We start from the raw sequence: 15,549 nt of genomic DNA, 5'->3' as shown, positions 1-15,549 counted from the left end.
ATGGGACACGGCAAGTGGGACGACAACGCCTACGCGGCGGCCAGGACCTTCCGCGCCGCCAAGGGCATCGACGACTTCGGCTACACCGCCACCATGCGGTCGCGCCCCTCGAAGGAGTGGAAGGCCGACCCGTCGCTCGACCCCAAGGGCGTGGCCGCGCGCGAGTGCCGAGACTCGCCCGACCACGCCGACTCGACCCCGATCGCGGTGCTGTTCGACGTCACCGGCTCGATGGGCCGCGTGCCGCAGATCATGCAGCGCAAGCTCGGCAAGCTGCACGGCCTGCTGCAGCGCAAGGGCTACCTCGCCGACCCGCAGCTGATGTTCGGCGGCATCGGCGACGCCGACAGCGACCGCGTGCCGCTGCAGGTCGGCCAGTTCGAGTCCGACAACCGGATGGACGAGCAGCTGCGCACCATCTTCCTGGAGGGCAACGGCGGCGGGCAGAAGAGCGAGTCCTACGAGCTCGCCGCCTACTTCGTGGCCCGGCACGTGGTCACCGACGCCTGGCAGAAGCGCGGCCGCAAGGGCTACCTGTTCCTCATCGGCGACGAGCTCAACAAGCCACGCCTGGAGGCGCGCCACATCCGCCGGATCATCGGCGACGACGTCAAGGAGGACATCGACCCCGCCTCGGTGTACCGGGAGCTGAGCCGCAGGTGGCACGTGTACTTCGTGCTGCCCAACCAGTCCTCGTACTACCACGACCAGGACATCGCCGACCACTGGCGCGACCTGCTCGGCCAGCGCTTCCTCAAGCTCGACGACCCCGGCGCGGTGTGCGAGCTGATCGCCGCCACGATCGGCATGGAGGAACGCGTGGTCGACCTCGACCAGGCGATGGTCGACCTCGCCGAGGTCGGCTCGGTCGCGGAGAGCGAGGCCGTCGGCAAGGCCCTCGTCCACGTCGGCGGGAAGACCGTGGCCACCACGGCCACGCCCCCGCTGCTGGACGGCCCCGACGACGTCACCCTCACGTGATGGACGGGCACGTCATCGTCGTCGGCCTCGGGTTCGGCGACGAGGGCAAGGGCGCCGTCGTCGACGCCCTCTGCCACGACGCCCCGGTCACGTCGGTGGTCCGGTTCAACGGCGGCGCCCAGGCCGCGCACAACGTCGTCGTCGGCGACCGGCACCACACGTTCAGCCAGTTCGGGTCCGGCACGCTCGCGGGCGTGCCGACCCACCTCTCCCGGCACGTCCTGGTCGAACCGATCGCCCTGGCCGGCGAAGCGAACGCACTGGCGGACCTCGGCGTCACCGACCCGCTGCGGCTGCTGTCGATCGACGCCGACGCCCTGCTCACCACACCGCTGCACGTCGCCGCCAACCGTGCCCGCGAGGACGCTCGCGGGCACGCCCGGCACGGCTCGTGCGGCAAGGGCATCGGCGAGACGGCCTGGTACGGCCTGCTCGCCGACCGCGGCGCGACGCCCGGCGAGGTCGTCGAAGGCCAGGAGGTCATCGGCGACCCCGGGCCGCCGCCGACCGTCGGCGACTGCGCCCACCCGGCCGTGCTGCGGGCCAAGCTCGACGCCCTGACCCGCTTCTACGAGCCGCTGATCGGCGCCGGCCCGTCCGTCGACGACCTCGTGTCGCTGTACCGGGACTTCGCCGGCGCCGTCCGGGTCACCACCGGCGACGAGGTGGGCCGCCTCGCCGACCGCGGACGCCTGGTGTTCGAAGGCGCCCAGGGCGTGCTGCTCGACCAGTGGCACGGGTTCCACCCGCACACCACCTGGTCCACCGTCACGCCCGACAACGCCCGCGGCCTCCTCGGGCACCGCCGCGCCACCGTCCTCGGCGTGACCCGGACCTACCAGACCCGGCACGGCGCCGGACCGCTGCCCACCGAGGACGACCAAGTGCTCGCACGCTTCCCGGAACGCCACAACGACACCGGCCGCTACCAGGGATCGTGGCGCGCCGGACACCTCGACGCCGTGCTGCTCCGGTACGCGGTGGACGCGTGCGGCGGCGTAGACGCGCTGGCCGTCACCCACCTGGACGCACGCGACCTCCAAGTCGCCACCGCCTACGACGCCCCCCTGCCGGCCACGGACCTCACCGCGTTCCTCGGCCACCGCACGCCCACCCTCACCGCCATGCCGGACCCCGAGGCGTGGCTGGCGCACCACCTCGACGTGCCGGTGCTCGTCACCGGCGCCGGGCCCGACCGCGCGGACTACACCGTGCGCGCACCGGCGCTTCGCTGAATGCGGGACAATCGGGCCATGATCGAGTCGACCCTGGTGTCGGTGGACGTGCTGGCGCTGCGCTTCGACCCGACCGCGCGCGCCGTGCTCCTCGGCATCGCACCACGCGCCCTCGACCCGTTCGCGGGCGTCCTCGCCCTGCCCGGCGTCCTGCTGGGCAAGGGCGAACGGCTGCGTGACGCGGCACGGCGCGCGGTCACCGGCAAGCTCGGCGTGCCCGAGCACGCCATCTCCGCCTCCGGCCAGCTGACCACGTTCGACGAACCGTCCCGCGACCCGCGCGGACCCACGTTGTCCATCGCCCTGTGGGCCACCATCGACCCCGCCGGGCTCACCGGCGACGGCCCGACCTGGACACCGCTCGCCGACGTGCCGCCGCTCGCGTTCGACCACGACCGCATCGTCCGCGACTGCCGCCCCCTGCTCGCCGACCACCTCTGGCGCGACACCGCCTTCACCGCCGGTCTCCTCGGCCGCGAGTTCACCACCGCCCACGCGCTCGACGTCACCGAATCCCTCACCGGCGACCGGCCCTACCCCGCCAACCTCGGCCGCACCATGGAACGCGTCCCCGGCCTGGAACGCACCACGCAGCACGCCGCCGCCCTGCCCAAGGGCGGACGACCGCCGTCCGTCTGGCGCTGGACCACCTAGCCCGGCGGTCGCGCCACGCGACGGGCCCGTCTTCGATCGTGTGACGGGACTGCGATGACGGGTGACGCCGCCAGGGTTGCCTTGAACAGCGTGACGGCCACGGCCGACGATGCCCCAAGGGGGACGGCGAACACACCTGGAGCGCCTGATGCCACTCAAGGCACAAATCGCGGACCTGTCACGCTTCCAGCAACTGCTGATCGGCACCTGGACCAACCAGGACCTGCCCGGCACCGGCAAGGGCGGCCCGAACAGCCCGTACTCCTACAACGTCATGCCCCTGCCGCAGCAGTCCCCCCAGAACGGAATGGACCTGGGGTACATCCTCAAGAACTTCACCTACTACGAGACCATCGTCTTCAAGGGCATGGACGACGTGGCCAGTCCGGTGGAAGCGCCGAACCGCGGCGGCACCTACCAGCAATCACCCTACGTCCTGTTCTACGACCAGCAGATCCGCTTCGCCGAAGGCCCCGGCATCAACACCATCGTCCACGAGGAGAACGGGGCGTGGCTCCACCTGCAGACGGAGAAGCAGCAGATCGGGCCCTACCCCTACCCGACGGACAACCCGGCCACCGAACCCGGCGAACCCGAACCGCAGCCACCGACCCAGACGATCTGCAAGCAGATCTCGGTGCCGCACGGCGTCTCGGTCCTGGCCCTCGGCTACTCCAAGGACGGCCTCTTCGCGCCGCTGATCCCCGACGCGGACCCGCCGTTGCCGACCCCCGGCGGCCTCGACACCTCCGTGTACGACGACACCCTCACCGACCAGGGCAACTACCAGAACCCCCAACCCGCGCTGACCAAGCAGATCACCCTGCCGCTGCAAGCCGCGATCCTCGACCTCGTCGGAGCAGGCCACGGCATCAGCGACTACATCCACTGCCAGGTCGACACCGGCAACGGCGGCGCGGTGATGAACATCCCCTTCGAGAAGGGCAAGGCGGCGCTCACCGGCTACGCCGCCGACTACTGGCTCATGTCACTCGACGGCGGGACGAACTACGACATCCTCGCCTACACGCAGCGGATCGTCCTCGACCTCGTGATCCGCGACAACCACTACACCTTCCCCCACCCGACGTCCAACGTCCTCACCAGGCTGAAGACGACGTAGCGCCGCGGACCGCGTCGGCCACCGGGAGGATCGCCCACCACGGCCGACGCGGTCCACCACGCCACTAGAGGTCCTTCGGCATCTGGTCGCTGATCAGCCACAGCACGCTGTTGTCCCCGCCCAGCACCGGGTAGTGCGGCACCACCCGCTCGCACAACTCCTTCAGGTGCCGGGTCATCGACTCCCCTTCCGGGAACTCGTAGTACTCGAACGTCGGCGCGGCCTGCATGCCCTTGTAGGGCCCCGTGGTGATCGTCGTCCGGACCAACTCCTTGATCACCCCGAACAGCAGGCCCTGCATCGCCGCGATGAACACGCGCTCCAACCCGTAACGCGCGCTCGTCGCGCCCGGCTTCACGTCCTTCCCTGACGTGTTGTACAGCTCGTCCAGCAGGGCGAGCACGTAGGTGTAGGCGGCGCACGCCAACTGCCCCAGGTCACGGACCGGGCCTTCGGGGTACTCGGCCACGCGCGGGTTCCGCGGCACCGGGTGGACGTCGCCGATCAGCTCCCAACCGTCGGCGATGCGCTTGAACTTCACGTAGTGCGGGAACTCGAACAGGCCCTGCTTCGCCTTGTCCGGGTCGTCCGGGTTGTCCGACACCTCCTGCTGGTCCGGGTCCATGCCCTCGCCCTGCTCCACGATCACGTTGATCGCGGTGAGCGCCGTGTACAGGTCGTGCACGATGATCGGCTCGCCGCCACCGCCCTCGTTCCAGTAGGTGTTGGTGTACTGCAAGTCCAACCTGTTGTGCTTGAACAGCTCCCGCTCCTGCTCGTCGCCCGGCCCGTGCCGCGTCGGCGCCGTCGGGTCGACACCGCACAACCGCTCGAAACCGTCGTAGATCGCCTTGTAGAACTGCCCGATCGTCTGGTACTCGCCCGACTGCCCCGGCGCGCCCACCTTCGCCGGGAGCTCCAGCGGCATGAAGACGTCCTTGACCAGGTCCGTGGTCAGCGGGGCCAGGTCGAGCTCGAGCCGCGGCACCCGGTGCAACATGTCCGAGGGGTACGCCGGCACGAAGTCCGGGTTCTGGAACTTGATGTCGTCACCGCGCCCGATGGCCACGATCAGGTTGCGCACCAGGGACAGGTGCAGCATCTCCTCGACCACGACGCTCTTGATCAACCGGAACGCGCCCGGCCCCGCCGACCACTGCGACACGTTGTCGGTCTTGATCGAGTACGCCGCGTACAGGTACAGCGGGATGGTCGACAGCTCCAGCCGCGCCGCGTCGTAGAGGTGCGAGAACAGCGAATCGACCGAGTCGATCGGCTTGTCGGCCCTGGGGACCCGGTAACCCCCGGGCAGAGCGGTGTGGGTGGTGGTCATCGGTGCGACGTCCTTCCGTTGAGTCCGACGATCAGTCGTTCGGCCAGCCAGTCCCGCAGGCACGCGTCGGTCTGCCGCGGGGCCAACCCCGCCTCGTCACCGGCCCGCCCCAGCGGCGTGCCGGCCCGCAGCGCCGCCAGCAGCCGGAAGCGCGGTTCGTCCAGCTCCGCCACCGTCACCACGAAGTCCTTGCGCGACACCACCAACCGGACCTCGACCGGCCGCGGCAACGGCGGATCCTGCCCGGCGCGCACCGCCACGGCCAAGGTGTGCACCGGGAAACCCGCCCGCACCAGCCGCAGGCACTCCACAGTGGACACCACGGTGCCGCCCCACGCGGCTGAGCCGAACACAGGCGGGGCCGGTGGCGGATCGCGGAACTCCGCGCCGGCCGCACCGTGCGCCTCGGTGAACGCCCGCTCGAACCGGACGACGTCGACCAGCAGGTCGATCCAGGGCTCCCGCTCCCCCGAGACCACATCCGGCCGACCGGCGACCAGGTGGTCCGCGAACCCCGCGCCCAGCGCCTCCAACGTGTAGCTGCGCGAAGGACGGGACCGCAGGTACTCCCGCGCGAACTCCTCGAACAACTCCGCACCGAGCAGGCGCCGGGCGACCGGGTAGTGCGCGCTCAGGCAGTCGACCAACCGCGCGCGGTAACCGTGCTGGTAGATCGCCAACCGCCGCGCCGCCGGCAGCCGCGCCGTCCCCACCACCACGCCCGCCACCTCACCGACACCCTCCGGATCCAGGATCGCGCCCTGCAACCAGCCCTGCAGCCGGCGCAACCCCTCAGCCGACACGGGCCGCCCGCTCGCGCGCCTTGTCCAACTCGGCGGTCAGCACCGGGAACGGCGGGATCCGGTCGTCCCACTCGAGCAGCACCGACACCGACGGCAGCAGACCGGTCGCGAACTCGTACAGGTCCCACACCGGATCGGCCACCGGCCGGTCGTGCGTGTCGATCAGGTGCGTGCCGCGGTCCGCGTGCCCCGCGAGGTGCACGTACACGACCCGGTCGGCCGGCAGCGCCCGGACGTAGTCGTACGGGTCGAACTCGTGGTTGACCGCCGACACGTAGACGTTGTTCACGTCCAGCAGCAACCCGCACCCGGACTCCTCCGCCAACCGGGCCAGGAACTCGCACTCCGGCACGGTCGACTCCGCGAAACCCAGGTACGTGCTGGGGTTCTCCAGGACCAGCGGGCGCTCCAGCACGTCCTGCGCCACCCGGACCCGGCGCACGACGTGCCGCAACGACTCCTCCGTCAACGGCAGGGGCAGCAGGTCGTGCGTGTTCACCCCGAGCACCCCGGTCCAGCACAGGTGGTCCGACACCCACGCGGCGCGCACGGAGGTGGCCAGCCGCCCCACGCGGCGCAGGTAGTCCAGGTCCAGCGGGTCGGTGCTCCCGATCGACAGCGACACCCCGTGCAGCACCACCGGGAACCGCTCGGCGACCTGGTCGAGGAGGTACCGGGCGTAACCGCCGTTGTCCAGGACGTTCTCCGTGATGACCTCGAACCAGTCCACCCCGGACGGCCCCCGCAGCACCTCGTCGGCATGACGCGAGCGCAGGCCGACGCCGAAGCCCAGCTCCGGCAGGCCGAGCCGGTCGGGCGCCGGCATCAGGTGCGGCCCACGTAACGCGGGAGTTCGCCGGCCTTCCCGGGCTCCGCGGCCCGCTTCGTCCTGCCGGCCCTCTTGGTCTTCCCGGTCTCCTCACTCTTCCCGGTTCCCTTGGCCTTCCCCGCCTTCGCGGTCGCGGTCGGTTTCGCGCTCAGGGTGGCGAAGAGCTGCGCGCGATCCGTCTCGTAGGGCGGCACCTTGTCGTTCGGGTAGCCCTCGCCGGGCGCCGGGTCGAACGCCACGCCGGCGTCCCACATCCGCGCCTCGAACCGCGTGCGCGCCAGCTTCCACACGCTGGTGCCCTTGAACGGGCCCGCCGACGCCACCCGGCACTCGTTGATCGGGCTCGCGCAACTGCCGTTGGCGCTGCAAGACTGCTCGCCCGGCTTGGTCTGCTCGAACTCGCTGCCGGCGTAACCGCACCCGCCCTGCCCGCGGCAGTGGTTGTCGCCGTGGCAGACGTGCAACGCCGTGGCGCAGGTGCCCGCGCCCGGCAGCTTCGCGTTGCCGGACTCGTCGTGGCCCTTGCAGGCGTTCAGCCCCATGCACACGTGCAGCTCGAGCACCGGCGCGGTCGTGGTCATGCTCTCCCGCGGACCACCTGCCTCGTGGCTGCCCTCCCGCAGCTGCCGCCCCGCCGGCCCGCCGGTCAGGAACAGCGCGGCCTGTTCCGCCGACATCCCGTCGGCGCCATGGCCGTTGCCGTGATCGTGCCCGCCACCCGTCATCGCAACCACCTTCCAGCGCACAGCGTCACCGGGCTCCCCGGCCGGAGCCGGCCAATCCCTCTCTACACCCCGGATGCGCGCGAACCGACGACCGTCGCGATGCCCGCCCCGTTAGGGGACGAACGTCATCAGCCCGAGGCGGACTTCATCACGTGCAGTGAGGCCAACCGAGGGTGGGTCCTTCGAACGTGGCGACGTCCGGGCGTCTGTCCGAACGCGACCGCGCGGGATCGGCTTGGTGATTACTTTCGGTCAGCACTGAAGCTATCGTGATAACAATTCACGAAAGGTCTCGGAAGCCACCCGAACGGGTACTCCCCGGTGGTCCATCCGACCAAGGAGGCCGAGATGCACCCGCTCCCCATCCCCTTCATGCCGTGGGCTTGGCGCAACGTCGGCGACCTGCTCGACGGGCGCGACACCGACTCACCCGAGGCCGACGAGGCGACCCGGTCCGCCGACCGCCACGACCGCCCGGACATCGGCCTGCTCGGGTACCGGGTCGAGGCGCTCGACGGCGCGATCGGCGAGGTCGACCAGGCCAACGCCCGCGTGCCCGCCGACTGCCTGCTGGTCGACGCCGGCACGTGGCTGTCCCACCTGAAGGTCGTGCTGCCGGTCGGCGCGGTGGCGAAGGTCGACCACGACGCGAAGACGGTCTTCGTGGACCGCACCAAGGACCAGGTGCGGCAGGCGCCGGAGTACGACGAGGACACGTTCGACCCCGACGACTACCGGCAGCGCCTCGGCGACTACTACACCGAGAGCTACCGGACCACGCCGCCCGCGTGAACCGCGGCAAGCGTGAGTCCGACAGCCGTGAACCCGGTCCACACCGGACCGACGCCCGGCGGCCGCCACCCGGCCGCCGGGCGCGGGCGGGCTAGGCGCCCAGCTCCATGATCCGGGCCGCGACCTCGGCCGGCGCTTCCAGCGGCAGCATGTGGCCCGCGTCCTCCACCACCACCGACTCGCCGCCGACCGCCGCGGCCAGCGCCTTGGCGTTGGACTCGGGCACCAGCCGGTCCTCGTCGCCCACGATGGCGATCACCGGGCGTTCGCCCGCGACGGTCAGGGCGGCCTCCCGGTCGTACCGGTCGACCGCCGGCCGGAACAACGCGATGGTCTCCGGCCAGTGCGACCACACCATGTCCGCCGTGAGGTCCACGTCCTCGTCGCGGGGCTCGTCGCCGAACAGCCACCAGCGCAACCCGGCCGTCTTCGCGGGCTCGATCTTCTCCCGCACCGCCCGCACCAGCGGCCCGAACGCGCGTTCCAGCTCGCGCACCAGCTTGCCGAGCGCCTTGGGCCAGGCCAGCGACGTCTCCGCCAGCCCGGTGGCGGCGGTCGAGACGAACACCACGCCCGCCACCCGCTGCCGGTAGAGGCGGGGACGGCGTTCGGCCATCGCCATCGCGGCCATGCCGCCCATCGAGTGACCCGCGACGACGACCCGCCCCTCGGGGACCAGCCACTCGATCAACTCGCCCAGGTCGTCGCCGAGCTGCTCGATCGTCGCGGTCTCCTTGTCGGCGGGAGAGGACGCGCCGTGGCCGCGGTGGTCGTAGGCGATCACCCGCACGGACTCCGGCAGCGCCGCCACCACCCGGTGCCAGCTGCGGTGGTCCAACGCGTAGCCGTGGGCGAGCACCACGGTCAACTCGGCGTCGGGCGGGCCGCTGCGTGCCACGTTCAGCTCCGTGCCGTCCTCAAGCCGCAACCGCTCGGTCGCCATGGCCGCTGCCCCTTCCGTCGTCGGACCTCGACTTGACCAACGAGTAACAAGGGCGGACGTCACGCGCGGCCGGCCGCTACGACCAGTCGGGCTGCCGGAGCAGCGCCAACCTCCGGTCGAGGAGGGCGGCGAAGTCGTGCGGGCGCCCGACGACCAGTTCGACGTCGTGCGCCGCGGCGGTGCGGACCACGACCACCTCGCCGCCCGGCGCGTCCCGGGTGTCGGCGACCCAGACGTCGGTGATCTCGCGCAACGGCAGCTCGCCGCCGGAGACGTCCGGGGTGGACGGTCCGGTGACCACGTGCCAGCGCAGCAGCTCGCCGTCGAAGTTGGCGTGGGCGAGCACGGGGTGCCCGGTGGCGTTGCGCACCTGCCGCGACGAGCTGCGCACGCCGAGCGTGGTGCCGGCGATCGCGCCGCCGGACGCGTCCAGCAGCACCGCCTTCGCCTTCGTCACCAGCGCGCCCGCGACCGCCGTCGCCACGACGACGGGCAGGGCGAGCAGCGCGCTCCCGGTGAGGAAGCCGAGCCCCAGCGCCTGCGCCGCCCCCGCGTAGAGGACCAGCCCGGCCCACCACCCCGGCCGGTGCACGTAGACCCGCCGGACCAGGAACCACACCGGTATGACGGCGCCGATCACCAGCAGGACGCAGCCCGGCACGGCCAGGCCGGACCAGGGCGCCACCAGGGCGAGGACCAGGCTGATCACCGGTGGCGCGAGGAAGCCGAGCAGCACCAGCGCCCGGGCCCGCGACCACCGCCGCTCGAACTCCACGCGCACCGACTCGTGCACGCCGAACGGCATCCGCACCCCGCACCACCTCCCGACATCAGCGTAACGTCACCGTTTCCGGCGCATTCGGCACGCACGGTGATGATCGTCGGGCGGCCGCACCCCTGCGGACCGGGTTCGGCCGGAACGCGGTGTTCGGGTGCACCCTGCCGGCCGAGCCGGGGCGGGGCCGGGCAACCGGCACGACGAGGCGGTCGGGCGGCTGGGCGCCGATCGCTAGGCGGAGGTCGGGGTCCGTCGAGTGGCCGACCGCAGCGCCTCGCGCAGGAGCGTGACGGCCGCCGGGATCTCGGTGTCGCCGATGTTGCCGTACCCGAGGACGAGGGCGCGTCCCGGCGACTCCTCCGCGCGGTAGTCGTCCAGGTCCGCCAGGCGCAGGCCGGCGGACGCCGCGACCTGGACCGCGCGCCGGGTGTCGGTGTCGTCCGGCAGGTGCAGGAGGACGTGCAGCCCCGCGGCGGTGCCGGCCGGACGGCCCTCCGGCACTTCGGCGGCGAGGGTCTTGAGCAGCAGGTCGCGGCGGGCGCGGAAGCGGCGGCGGGCGGCGCGGAGGTGGGCGTCGTACCAGCCCCGGTCGATGAAGGTGGACAGCGCCAACTGGTCGAGGACCGGTGGCGCGACGGCCACCGGGTTCGCGGTCCGCAGCGCGGGGATCACGGTCGCGGGCGCGACCAGCCACCCGAGGCCGAGCGCCGGTGAGAGGGTCTTGCTGACCGTGCCGAGCAGGAAGACCCGGCCCGGGTCCATGCCCTGCATGACGGCGACCGGGTGGTGGTCGTAGCGGAACTCGGCGTCGTAGTCGTCCTCGATGACGAACCCGTCGACCTCGCGGGCCCACCGCACCAGGCGCGCCCGGCGCGCCGGCGACAGCACCGTGCCGGTCGGGAACTGGTGCGCCGCGCCGACCACGACCGCCCGGGCCGGTGTGCGGGCCAGGTCGTCCACCCGCAGGCCGTCGTGGTCCACCGGCACGAGGTGCACGCGCAGGCCGGTGCTCGTCGCGGCGGCGCGCAGCCGCGGCCAACCCGGGTGTTCGACGGCCACGTCCCTGATCCCCTCCGCGTGCAACGCGCGGCACGTGCGGACCAGGCCGTCGGTGACGCCGGCGCACACGAACACGGACGCGGCGTCGGCGTCCGCGGCGCGCGACCGTCGCAGGTAGTCCGCGAGCGTGCCGCGCAGCGCCGGGTGCCCGGCCGGGTCCGGGATGTCCAGGTCGTAGTGGACGGCCGAGCCGATGACCGCGCGGACCGCGTCGGCCCACCGACGGCGCGGGAACGCCCGCAGGTCCGGCAGACCGGGCGCCAGGTCGTACCGGATCGCCGGCCGGGCCGGTGCGCCCTGCGCGCGGGGGCGCAGGGCGTCTGCCGCCGGTGACCACGAGACCCGCGTGGCCGAACCCACCCGCGCGGTGAGGTAGCCCTCCGCGACCAGTTGCCCGTACGCCTCCGTCACGACCCAGCGGGAGCAGCCGAGGTCCTCGGCCAGCGCCCGGCTCGGCGGCACGGCGGCGCCCTCCGCCAGCCGGCCGTCCCGGATCGCGGCACGCAGCGCATGCGCCAGGCGGTCGTGCAGGCGGCCACGCCCACCGACCTCCAGGAGCGTCGCCCACGCGAAATTGGTCTGGGAAACCGTCACGGGATTGGAGCGTACTGCCGAGCCGACTCCGCCTACGGTGACGGTCATGGTTGAGAAGTTGGCTCTTGGGGCCATGTTGTTCGGCACGGCCACCGACGAGCGGCGGTCGTTCGAGATCCTGGACCGCTTCGTGGACGCAGGCGGCGTCTGGATCGACACCGCGAACTGCTACGCGTTCTGGGCGGACCCGAGCGGGTTCGGCGGGCAGAGCGAGGCGTTGCTCGGACGGTGGCTGGCGAGCCGCCCCGGCGTGCGCGACCGCGTCCGGATCAGCACCAAGGTGGGCTGCGAGCCGACCGAGGCGGGCCGGTTCCCGGAGACGGCCGAGGGCCTGTCGGCAGGCGTCGTCAAGAACGGGATCGAGGCGAGCCTCCGGCGGCTCGGCACGGACCACGTCGAGCTGTACTGGGCGCACAAGCCCGATCCGGTGACACCGCTGGAGGAGACGGTCGCCGCGTTCGACGAGCTGGTGTCCGCCGGCCTGGTCGGCCGCCTCGGCTGCTCCAACTACCCCGTCTGGCAGGTCGAACGGGCGCGGCAGCTCGCCCTGGCCGACGGCCGGGTCGGCTACACCGCGGTGCAGCAGCACCACACGTACCTGCAACCGCGCCCCGGGACGCGGCCCACGGTGGTGCACCGGTTCGGCGCCGTCAGCGACGAGGTGATCCACTACCTTGAACACCACTCCGACATGGCGCTGTGGTCCTACACGCCGCTGCTGAGCGGCCGGTACACCCGCACCGACAAACCGCTGCCCGCCGAGTACGACCACCCCGGCACCACCGACCGCCTGGCCGTCCTCGACGAGATCGCCGCCGAGACCGGCACGAACCGCAACCAGGTCGTGCTCGCGTGGCTGACCGGCGGCGGCACGGACGTCACGCCGATCGTCGGCGTCAGCGCGGTCGAGCAGCTGGACGACGCGTTCGCCGGGGTGTCCTTGGAGCTGACCGGCGACCAGCGCCGACGCCTCGACGCGGCCGCCTGAGGGCCGGGTTCACCGGAGGGGGTCCGGTGAACCCGGCCACCGGTCCCGCTCGCCCGGCCTACGCTCGGGGAGGGCTCGGGTCGGGCGTCCGTTCGAAGCACGTCTCCAGCACCACGATCGCGTTCGTGCCGGACACGCCGGCGATGTCGTGCACGTCCTTCAGCACCGCCTGCAACGCGCGGGTATCCGTCGTGCGCACCTTGAGCAGCAGCGACGCCGTGCCCGCCACGATGTGCGCCTCCTCCACCGCGGGCAGGGCGCGCAGCGCGGCGGCCGTCTCCGGCGAGCCGACCCACGCCGACGAGTCGACCAGGACGAACGCGAGCACGTCCAGCCCCAGCGCGATCGGGTCGATCTCCACCGTCGTCCGCCTGATCACACCCCGCTCGCGCAGCTTGCGCACCCGCTCGTGCGCCGCCGCGGCAGACAGCCCGACTTGCGCGCCCAACACCGCGTACGACTGCGTCGCGTCCGTCCGCAGCGCGGCCAGCACGGCCCGATCCGTGTCGTCCATCTCTCCCACCCTCACCTGATGTCATCCGGCAGTATAGGTTGTCCACCGGATGTGATTCGGAGCAAAAGGGGAAACGATGGACGTCATCCCGACGACGGTGGAATCGTTCGACGACCGGCTGCTGCTGTTCGGCGACGACCTGCTGGAGCGCCTGGCCACCGGGTGCAAGTGGACCGAGGGCCCCGCCTACGTCCCCGCCGGCCGGTACCTGCTGTTCAGCGACATCCCCAACGACCGCGTCCTGCGCTGGGACGAGACCACCGGCCACGTCGGGGTGTTCCGCTCACCGGCCGGCTACGCCAACGGCCGCACGCTCGACGCGCGGGGCCGCGTCGTCACCTGCGAGCAGGGCGAGCGGCGGGTCGTGCGCACCGAGCACGACGGCTCGACCACGGTCATCGCCGACCGCTTCGACGGCAAGCGGTTCAACAGCCCCAACGACGTCGTGGTCGCGGCCGACGGCGGCGTGTGGTTCACCGACCCGCCCTACGGCATCCTCAGCGACTACGAAGGCGTGCGCGCGGAGTCCGAGATCGGGGCCTGCCACGTCTACCGGGCCGACCCCGTGACCGGCGCGGTGGAGGCCGTCGCGGAGGACTTCGTGCGACCCAACGGCCTCGCCTTCTTCCCCGACGGCACCCGGCTCTACATCGTGGACACGCGCCGCAACCACATCCGGCGCTTCGACGTGGACGGCACGAGGCTGCGCGGCGGCGACGAGATCGCCCGCTGCGCGAACGGCCAGTTCGACGGCATCCGCCTCGACGACCAGGGCCGGATCTGGGCAGCCGCCGGCGACGGCGTCCACTGCATCCACCCCGACGGCACGCTGCTGGGCCGGATCGGCGTGCCCGAGGTGGTCTCGAACGTGTGCTTCGGCGGCCCCAAGCGCAACCGCTTGTTCATCACCGCCACCACGTCGGTCTACACGTTGCTGTTCAACGTCAACGGCGCCCGGCCGCCCTACTCGGTCGCCCCCGATTCGCCCGGCGCGACCTTGCCCGCCTGAGGCAGCGCGGAGCACCGGCCGCACCGGGCGGTAACCGCTTTCCACCCTGTCAAGGCTTGACCGATCCACGTTGTGTTAACGCTAACCGAGGACGTTGAGCGTGAGCTTCGCGCGACGCGCAGTGCCCGGTTGATTTCGTGAAGGATCAAGTTCGCCACCAGACTGTGACCCGCAACACCCTTTCTGTTAGCGTTCCCAACTAACGACCCCGATCCAGTCGTCCACAATGGACCTCTGGAAGGTTCCGGAACGACTCCGACGTACTATGATCCACCGATGGTCACCATCGCCGACGTCGCCCGGGCGGCGGGAGTCTCGCCCAGCACCGTGTCGTACGTGCTGTCCGGCAAGCGCTCGATCTCGGAGACCACCCGCCGTCGCGTGCACCACAGCATCCGCGCGCTGGGCTACCGGCCGAACGCGGGCGCGCGGGCGCTGGCGAGCAGCCGCACGAACGTGCTCGCCCTCGTCGTGCCGCTGCGCGTCGACCTGAACGTCCCCGTGGTGATGCAGTTCGTCGCGGCCACCGTCACCGAGGCCCGCTCCCACGACCACGACGTGCTGCTGCTGACCGCGGACGAGGGCGCGGACGGCCTGCACCGGGTGGTGGCCTCCTCGCTCGCCGACGCGATCATCGTGATGGACGTCGAAGCGGCCGAGCCCCGCGTGCCGGTGCTGCGCGAGCTGGGCAGGCCCGCGGTGCTGATCGGCGTGCCGGACGACCCGCACGCGCTGACCTGCGTCGACCTCGACTTCACCGCCGCCGGGTCGGAGTGCGTGCACCACCTCGCCGACCTCGGTCACCGCGACATCGCGCTCATCGGCCCCTCCCCCGCCGTCTACCGGCGCGGCACGAGCTACGCCGGCCGGTTCCTGAGCGGGTTCCGGCGGACCGCCGCCAGCCTCGGCGTCGAGGCCGCGACGCTGGCCTGCGTGCCGACCTACGACGGCGTCCGGGAGTGCCTGGACGGCCTGCTCGCCGGTCACGGCCCCGTCACCGGACTGGTGGTGCACAACGAGGCCATCCTCGGCCCGCTGCTGTCGGAGCTGGCGCGTCGGGGCCTGAGCGTCCCGCGTGACATCTCCGTGCTGGCGGTCTGCCCGCCGGACGTGGCGCAGGCGCAGGCCGTGCCGCTGTCCTCGGTGGACCTGCCGGCCGTCGACCTCGGGCGGCTGGCCGTCGAGCTGG

16 protein-coding genes are annotated in these 15,549 nt (G+C 72.1%); 8 read left to right on the top strand and 8 right to left on the bottom strand.

Features of this window, described 5'->3' with window-relative positions; genetic code table 11:
• From AB0I91_RS22440 to AB0I91_RS22425, 4 genes are all read left to right on the top strand, one after another.
• A complete protein-coding gene (locus AB0I91_RS22440; RefSeq protein WP_498780406.1) occupies positions 1–981 on the top strand; it encodes a hypothetical protein in 981 nt (326 codons plus the stop codon).
• A complete protein-coding gene (locus AB0I91_RS22435; protein WP_499638556.1) occupies positions 981–2,216 on the top strand; it encodes an adenylosuccinate synthetase in 1,236 nt (411 codons plus the stop codon). Before AB0I91_RS22440 ends, AB0I91_RS22435 begins: the two co-directional genes overlap by 1 nt.
• An 18-nt stretch (positions 2,217–2,234) precedes the next feature.
• Positions 2,235–2,870 carry an NUDIX hydrolase gene (locus tag AB0I91_RS22430; RefSeq protein WP_498780410.1) on the top strand — a complete coding sequence of 212 codons (636 nt, stop codon included), beginning with the start codon at positions 2,235–2,237 and terminating at the stop codon, positions 2,868–2,870.
• Between the two features lie 148 nt (positions 2,871–3,018).
• The gene (locus tag AB0I91_RS22425; RefSeq protein WP_499638554.1) at positions 3,019–3,993 is read left to right on the top strand and encodes a heme-binding protein; all 975 of its coding nucleotides are present in this window, start codon (positions 3,019–3,021) and stop codon (positions 3,991–3,993) included.
• Between the two features lie 64 nt (positions 3,994–4,057).
• On the opposite strand, the gene AB0I91_RS22420 is transcribed toward AB0I91_RS22425, so the two are convergent.
• Genes AB0I91_RS22420 through AB0I91_RS22405 form a run of 4 tightly spaced genes read right to left on the bottom strand, consistent with a single transcriptional unit; the run spans position 4,058 to position 7,683 of the window.
• Positions 4,058–5,326, bottom strand: a complete 1,269-nt coding sequence (locus AB0I91_RS22420) for a ferritin-like domain-containing protein (RefSeq protein WP_499638552.1) — start codon at positions 5,324–5,326, stop codon at positions 4,058–4,060.
• Positions 5,323–6,129, bottom strand: coding sequence for an HvfC/BufC family peptide modification chaperone (locus tag AB0I91_RS22415; RefSeq protein ID WP_499611529.1), 807 nt, complete (start codon positions 6,127–6,129; stop codon positions 5,323–5,325). Before AB0I91_RS22415 ends, AB0I91_RS22420 begins: the two co-directional genes overlap by 4 nt.
• Positions 6,119–6,955 (bottom strand): MNIO family bufferin maturase, encoded by an 837-nt coding sequence (gene bufB, locus AB0I91_RS22410; RefSeq protein ID WP_499638550.1) that lies wholly within the window; start codon positions 6,953–6,955, stop codon positions 6,119–6,121. Before bufB ends, AB0I91_RS22415 begins: the two co-directional genes overlap by 11 nt.
• Positions 6,955–7,683, bottom strand: a complete 729-nt coding sequence (locus AB0I91_RS22405; RefSeq protein WP_498784131.1) for a hypothetical protein — start codon at positions 7,681–7,683, stop codon at positions 6,955–6,957. The genes bufB and AB0I91_RS22405 overlap by 1 nt, the downstream gene beginning before the upstream one ends.
• A 348-nt stretch (positions 7,684–8,031) precedes the next feature.
• Here AB0I91_RS22405 and AB0I91_RS22400 point away from each other — a divergent pair, with 348 nt between their 5' ends.
• A complete protein-coding gene (locus AB0I91_RS22400) occupies positions 8,032–8,475 on the top strand; it encodes a PRC-barrel domain containing protein (RefSeq protein ID WP_498784133.1) in 444 nt (147 codons plus the stop codon).
• Positions 8,476–8,566: 91 nt separating this feature from the next.
• Here AB0I91_RS22400 and AB0I91_RS22395 read toward each other — a convergent pair whose 3' ends face one another.
• The 3 genes from AB0I91_RS22395 to pdxR all read right to left on the bottom strand — a co-directional run bounded on the left by AB0I91_RS22395 (position 8,567) and on the right by pdxR (position 11,849).
• Complete coding sequence (locus AB0I91_RS22395) at positions 8,567–9,418, bottom strand: alpha/beta fold hydrolase (protein ID WP_498784134.1); 852 nt, start codon at positions 9,416–9,418, stop codon at positions 8,567–8,569.
• Between the two features lie 76 nt (positions 9,419–9,494).
• Positions 9,495–10,229 (bottom strand): hypothetical protein, encoded by a 735-nt coding sequence (locus tag AB0I91_RS22390; RefSeq protein WP_499638548.1) that lies wholly within the window; start codon positions 10,227–10,229, stop codon positions 9,495–9,497.
• Between the two features lie 198 nt (positions 10,230–10,427).
• Positions 10,428–11,849: a MocR-like pyridoxine biosynthesis transcription factor PdxR gene (gene pdxR / locus AB0I91_RS22385; RefSeq protein WP_499611539.1), complete on the bottom strand. Its 1,422-nt coding sequence runs from the start codon at positions 11,847–11,849 to the stop codon at positions 10,428–10,430.
• Between the two features lie 46 nt (positions 11,850–11,895).
• Here pdxR and AB0I91_RS22380 point away from each other — a divergent pair, with 46 nt between their 5' ends.
• Positions 11,896–12,837 (top strand): aldo/keto reductase, encoded by a 942-nt coding sequence (locus AB0I91_RS22380; protein ID WP_499638546.1) that lies wholly within the window; start codon positions 11,896–11,898, stop codon positions 12,835–12,837.
• A 58-nt stretch (positions 12,838–12,895) separates the two neighbouring features.
• On the opposite strand, the gene AB0I91_RS22375 is transcribed toward AB0I91_RS22380, so the two are convergent.
• On the bottom strand, positions 12,896–13,351 hold the full coding sequence (locus AB0I91_RS22375) for an Lrp/AsnC family transcriptional regulator (RefSeq protein WP_498784142.1): 456 nt from the start codon (positions 13,349–13,351) through the stop codon (positions 12,896–12,898).
• Between the two features lie 76 nt (positions 13,352–13,427).
• On the opposite strand from AB0I91_RS22375, the gene AB0I91_RS22370 reads away from it, so the two are divergent.
• Positions 13,428–14,360, top strand: coding sequence for an SMP-30/gluconolactonase/LRE family protein (locus tag AB0I91_RS22370; RefSeq protein ID WP_499638544.1), 933 nt, complete (start codon positions 13,428–13,430; stop codon positions 14,358–14,360).
• Between the two features lie 276 nt (positions 14,361–14,636).
• Positions 14,637–15,549, top strand: a 913-nt coding sequence (locus AB0I91_RS22365; RefSeq protein ID WP_499638542.1) for a LacI family DNA-binding transcriptional regulator, incomplete at its 3' end; no start/stop codon positions are given.

Origin of the sequence: Actinosynnema sp. NPDC049800, assembly GCF_040656635.1 — a bacterium.
Lineage (GTDB): Bacteria > Actinomycetota > Actinomycetes > Mycobacteriales > Pseudonocardiaceae > Actinosynnema.
The sequence above is the reverse complement of the archived record's forward strand: the minus strand, read 5'-3'. Positions and strand labels throughout refer to the sequence as shown.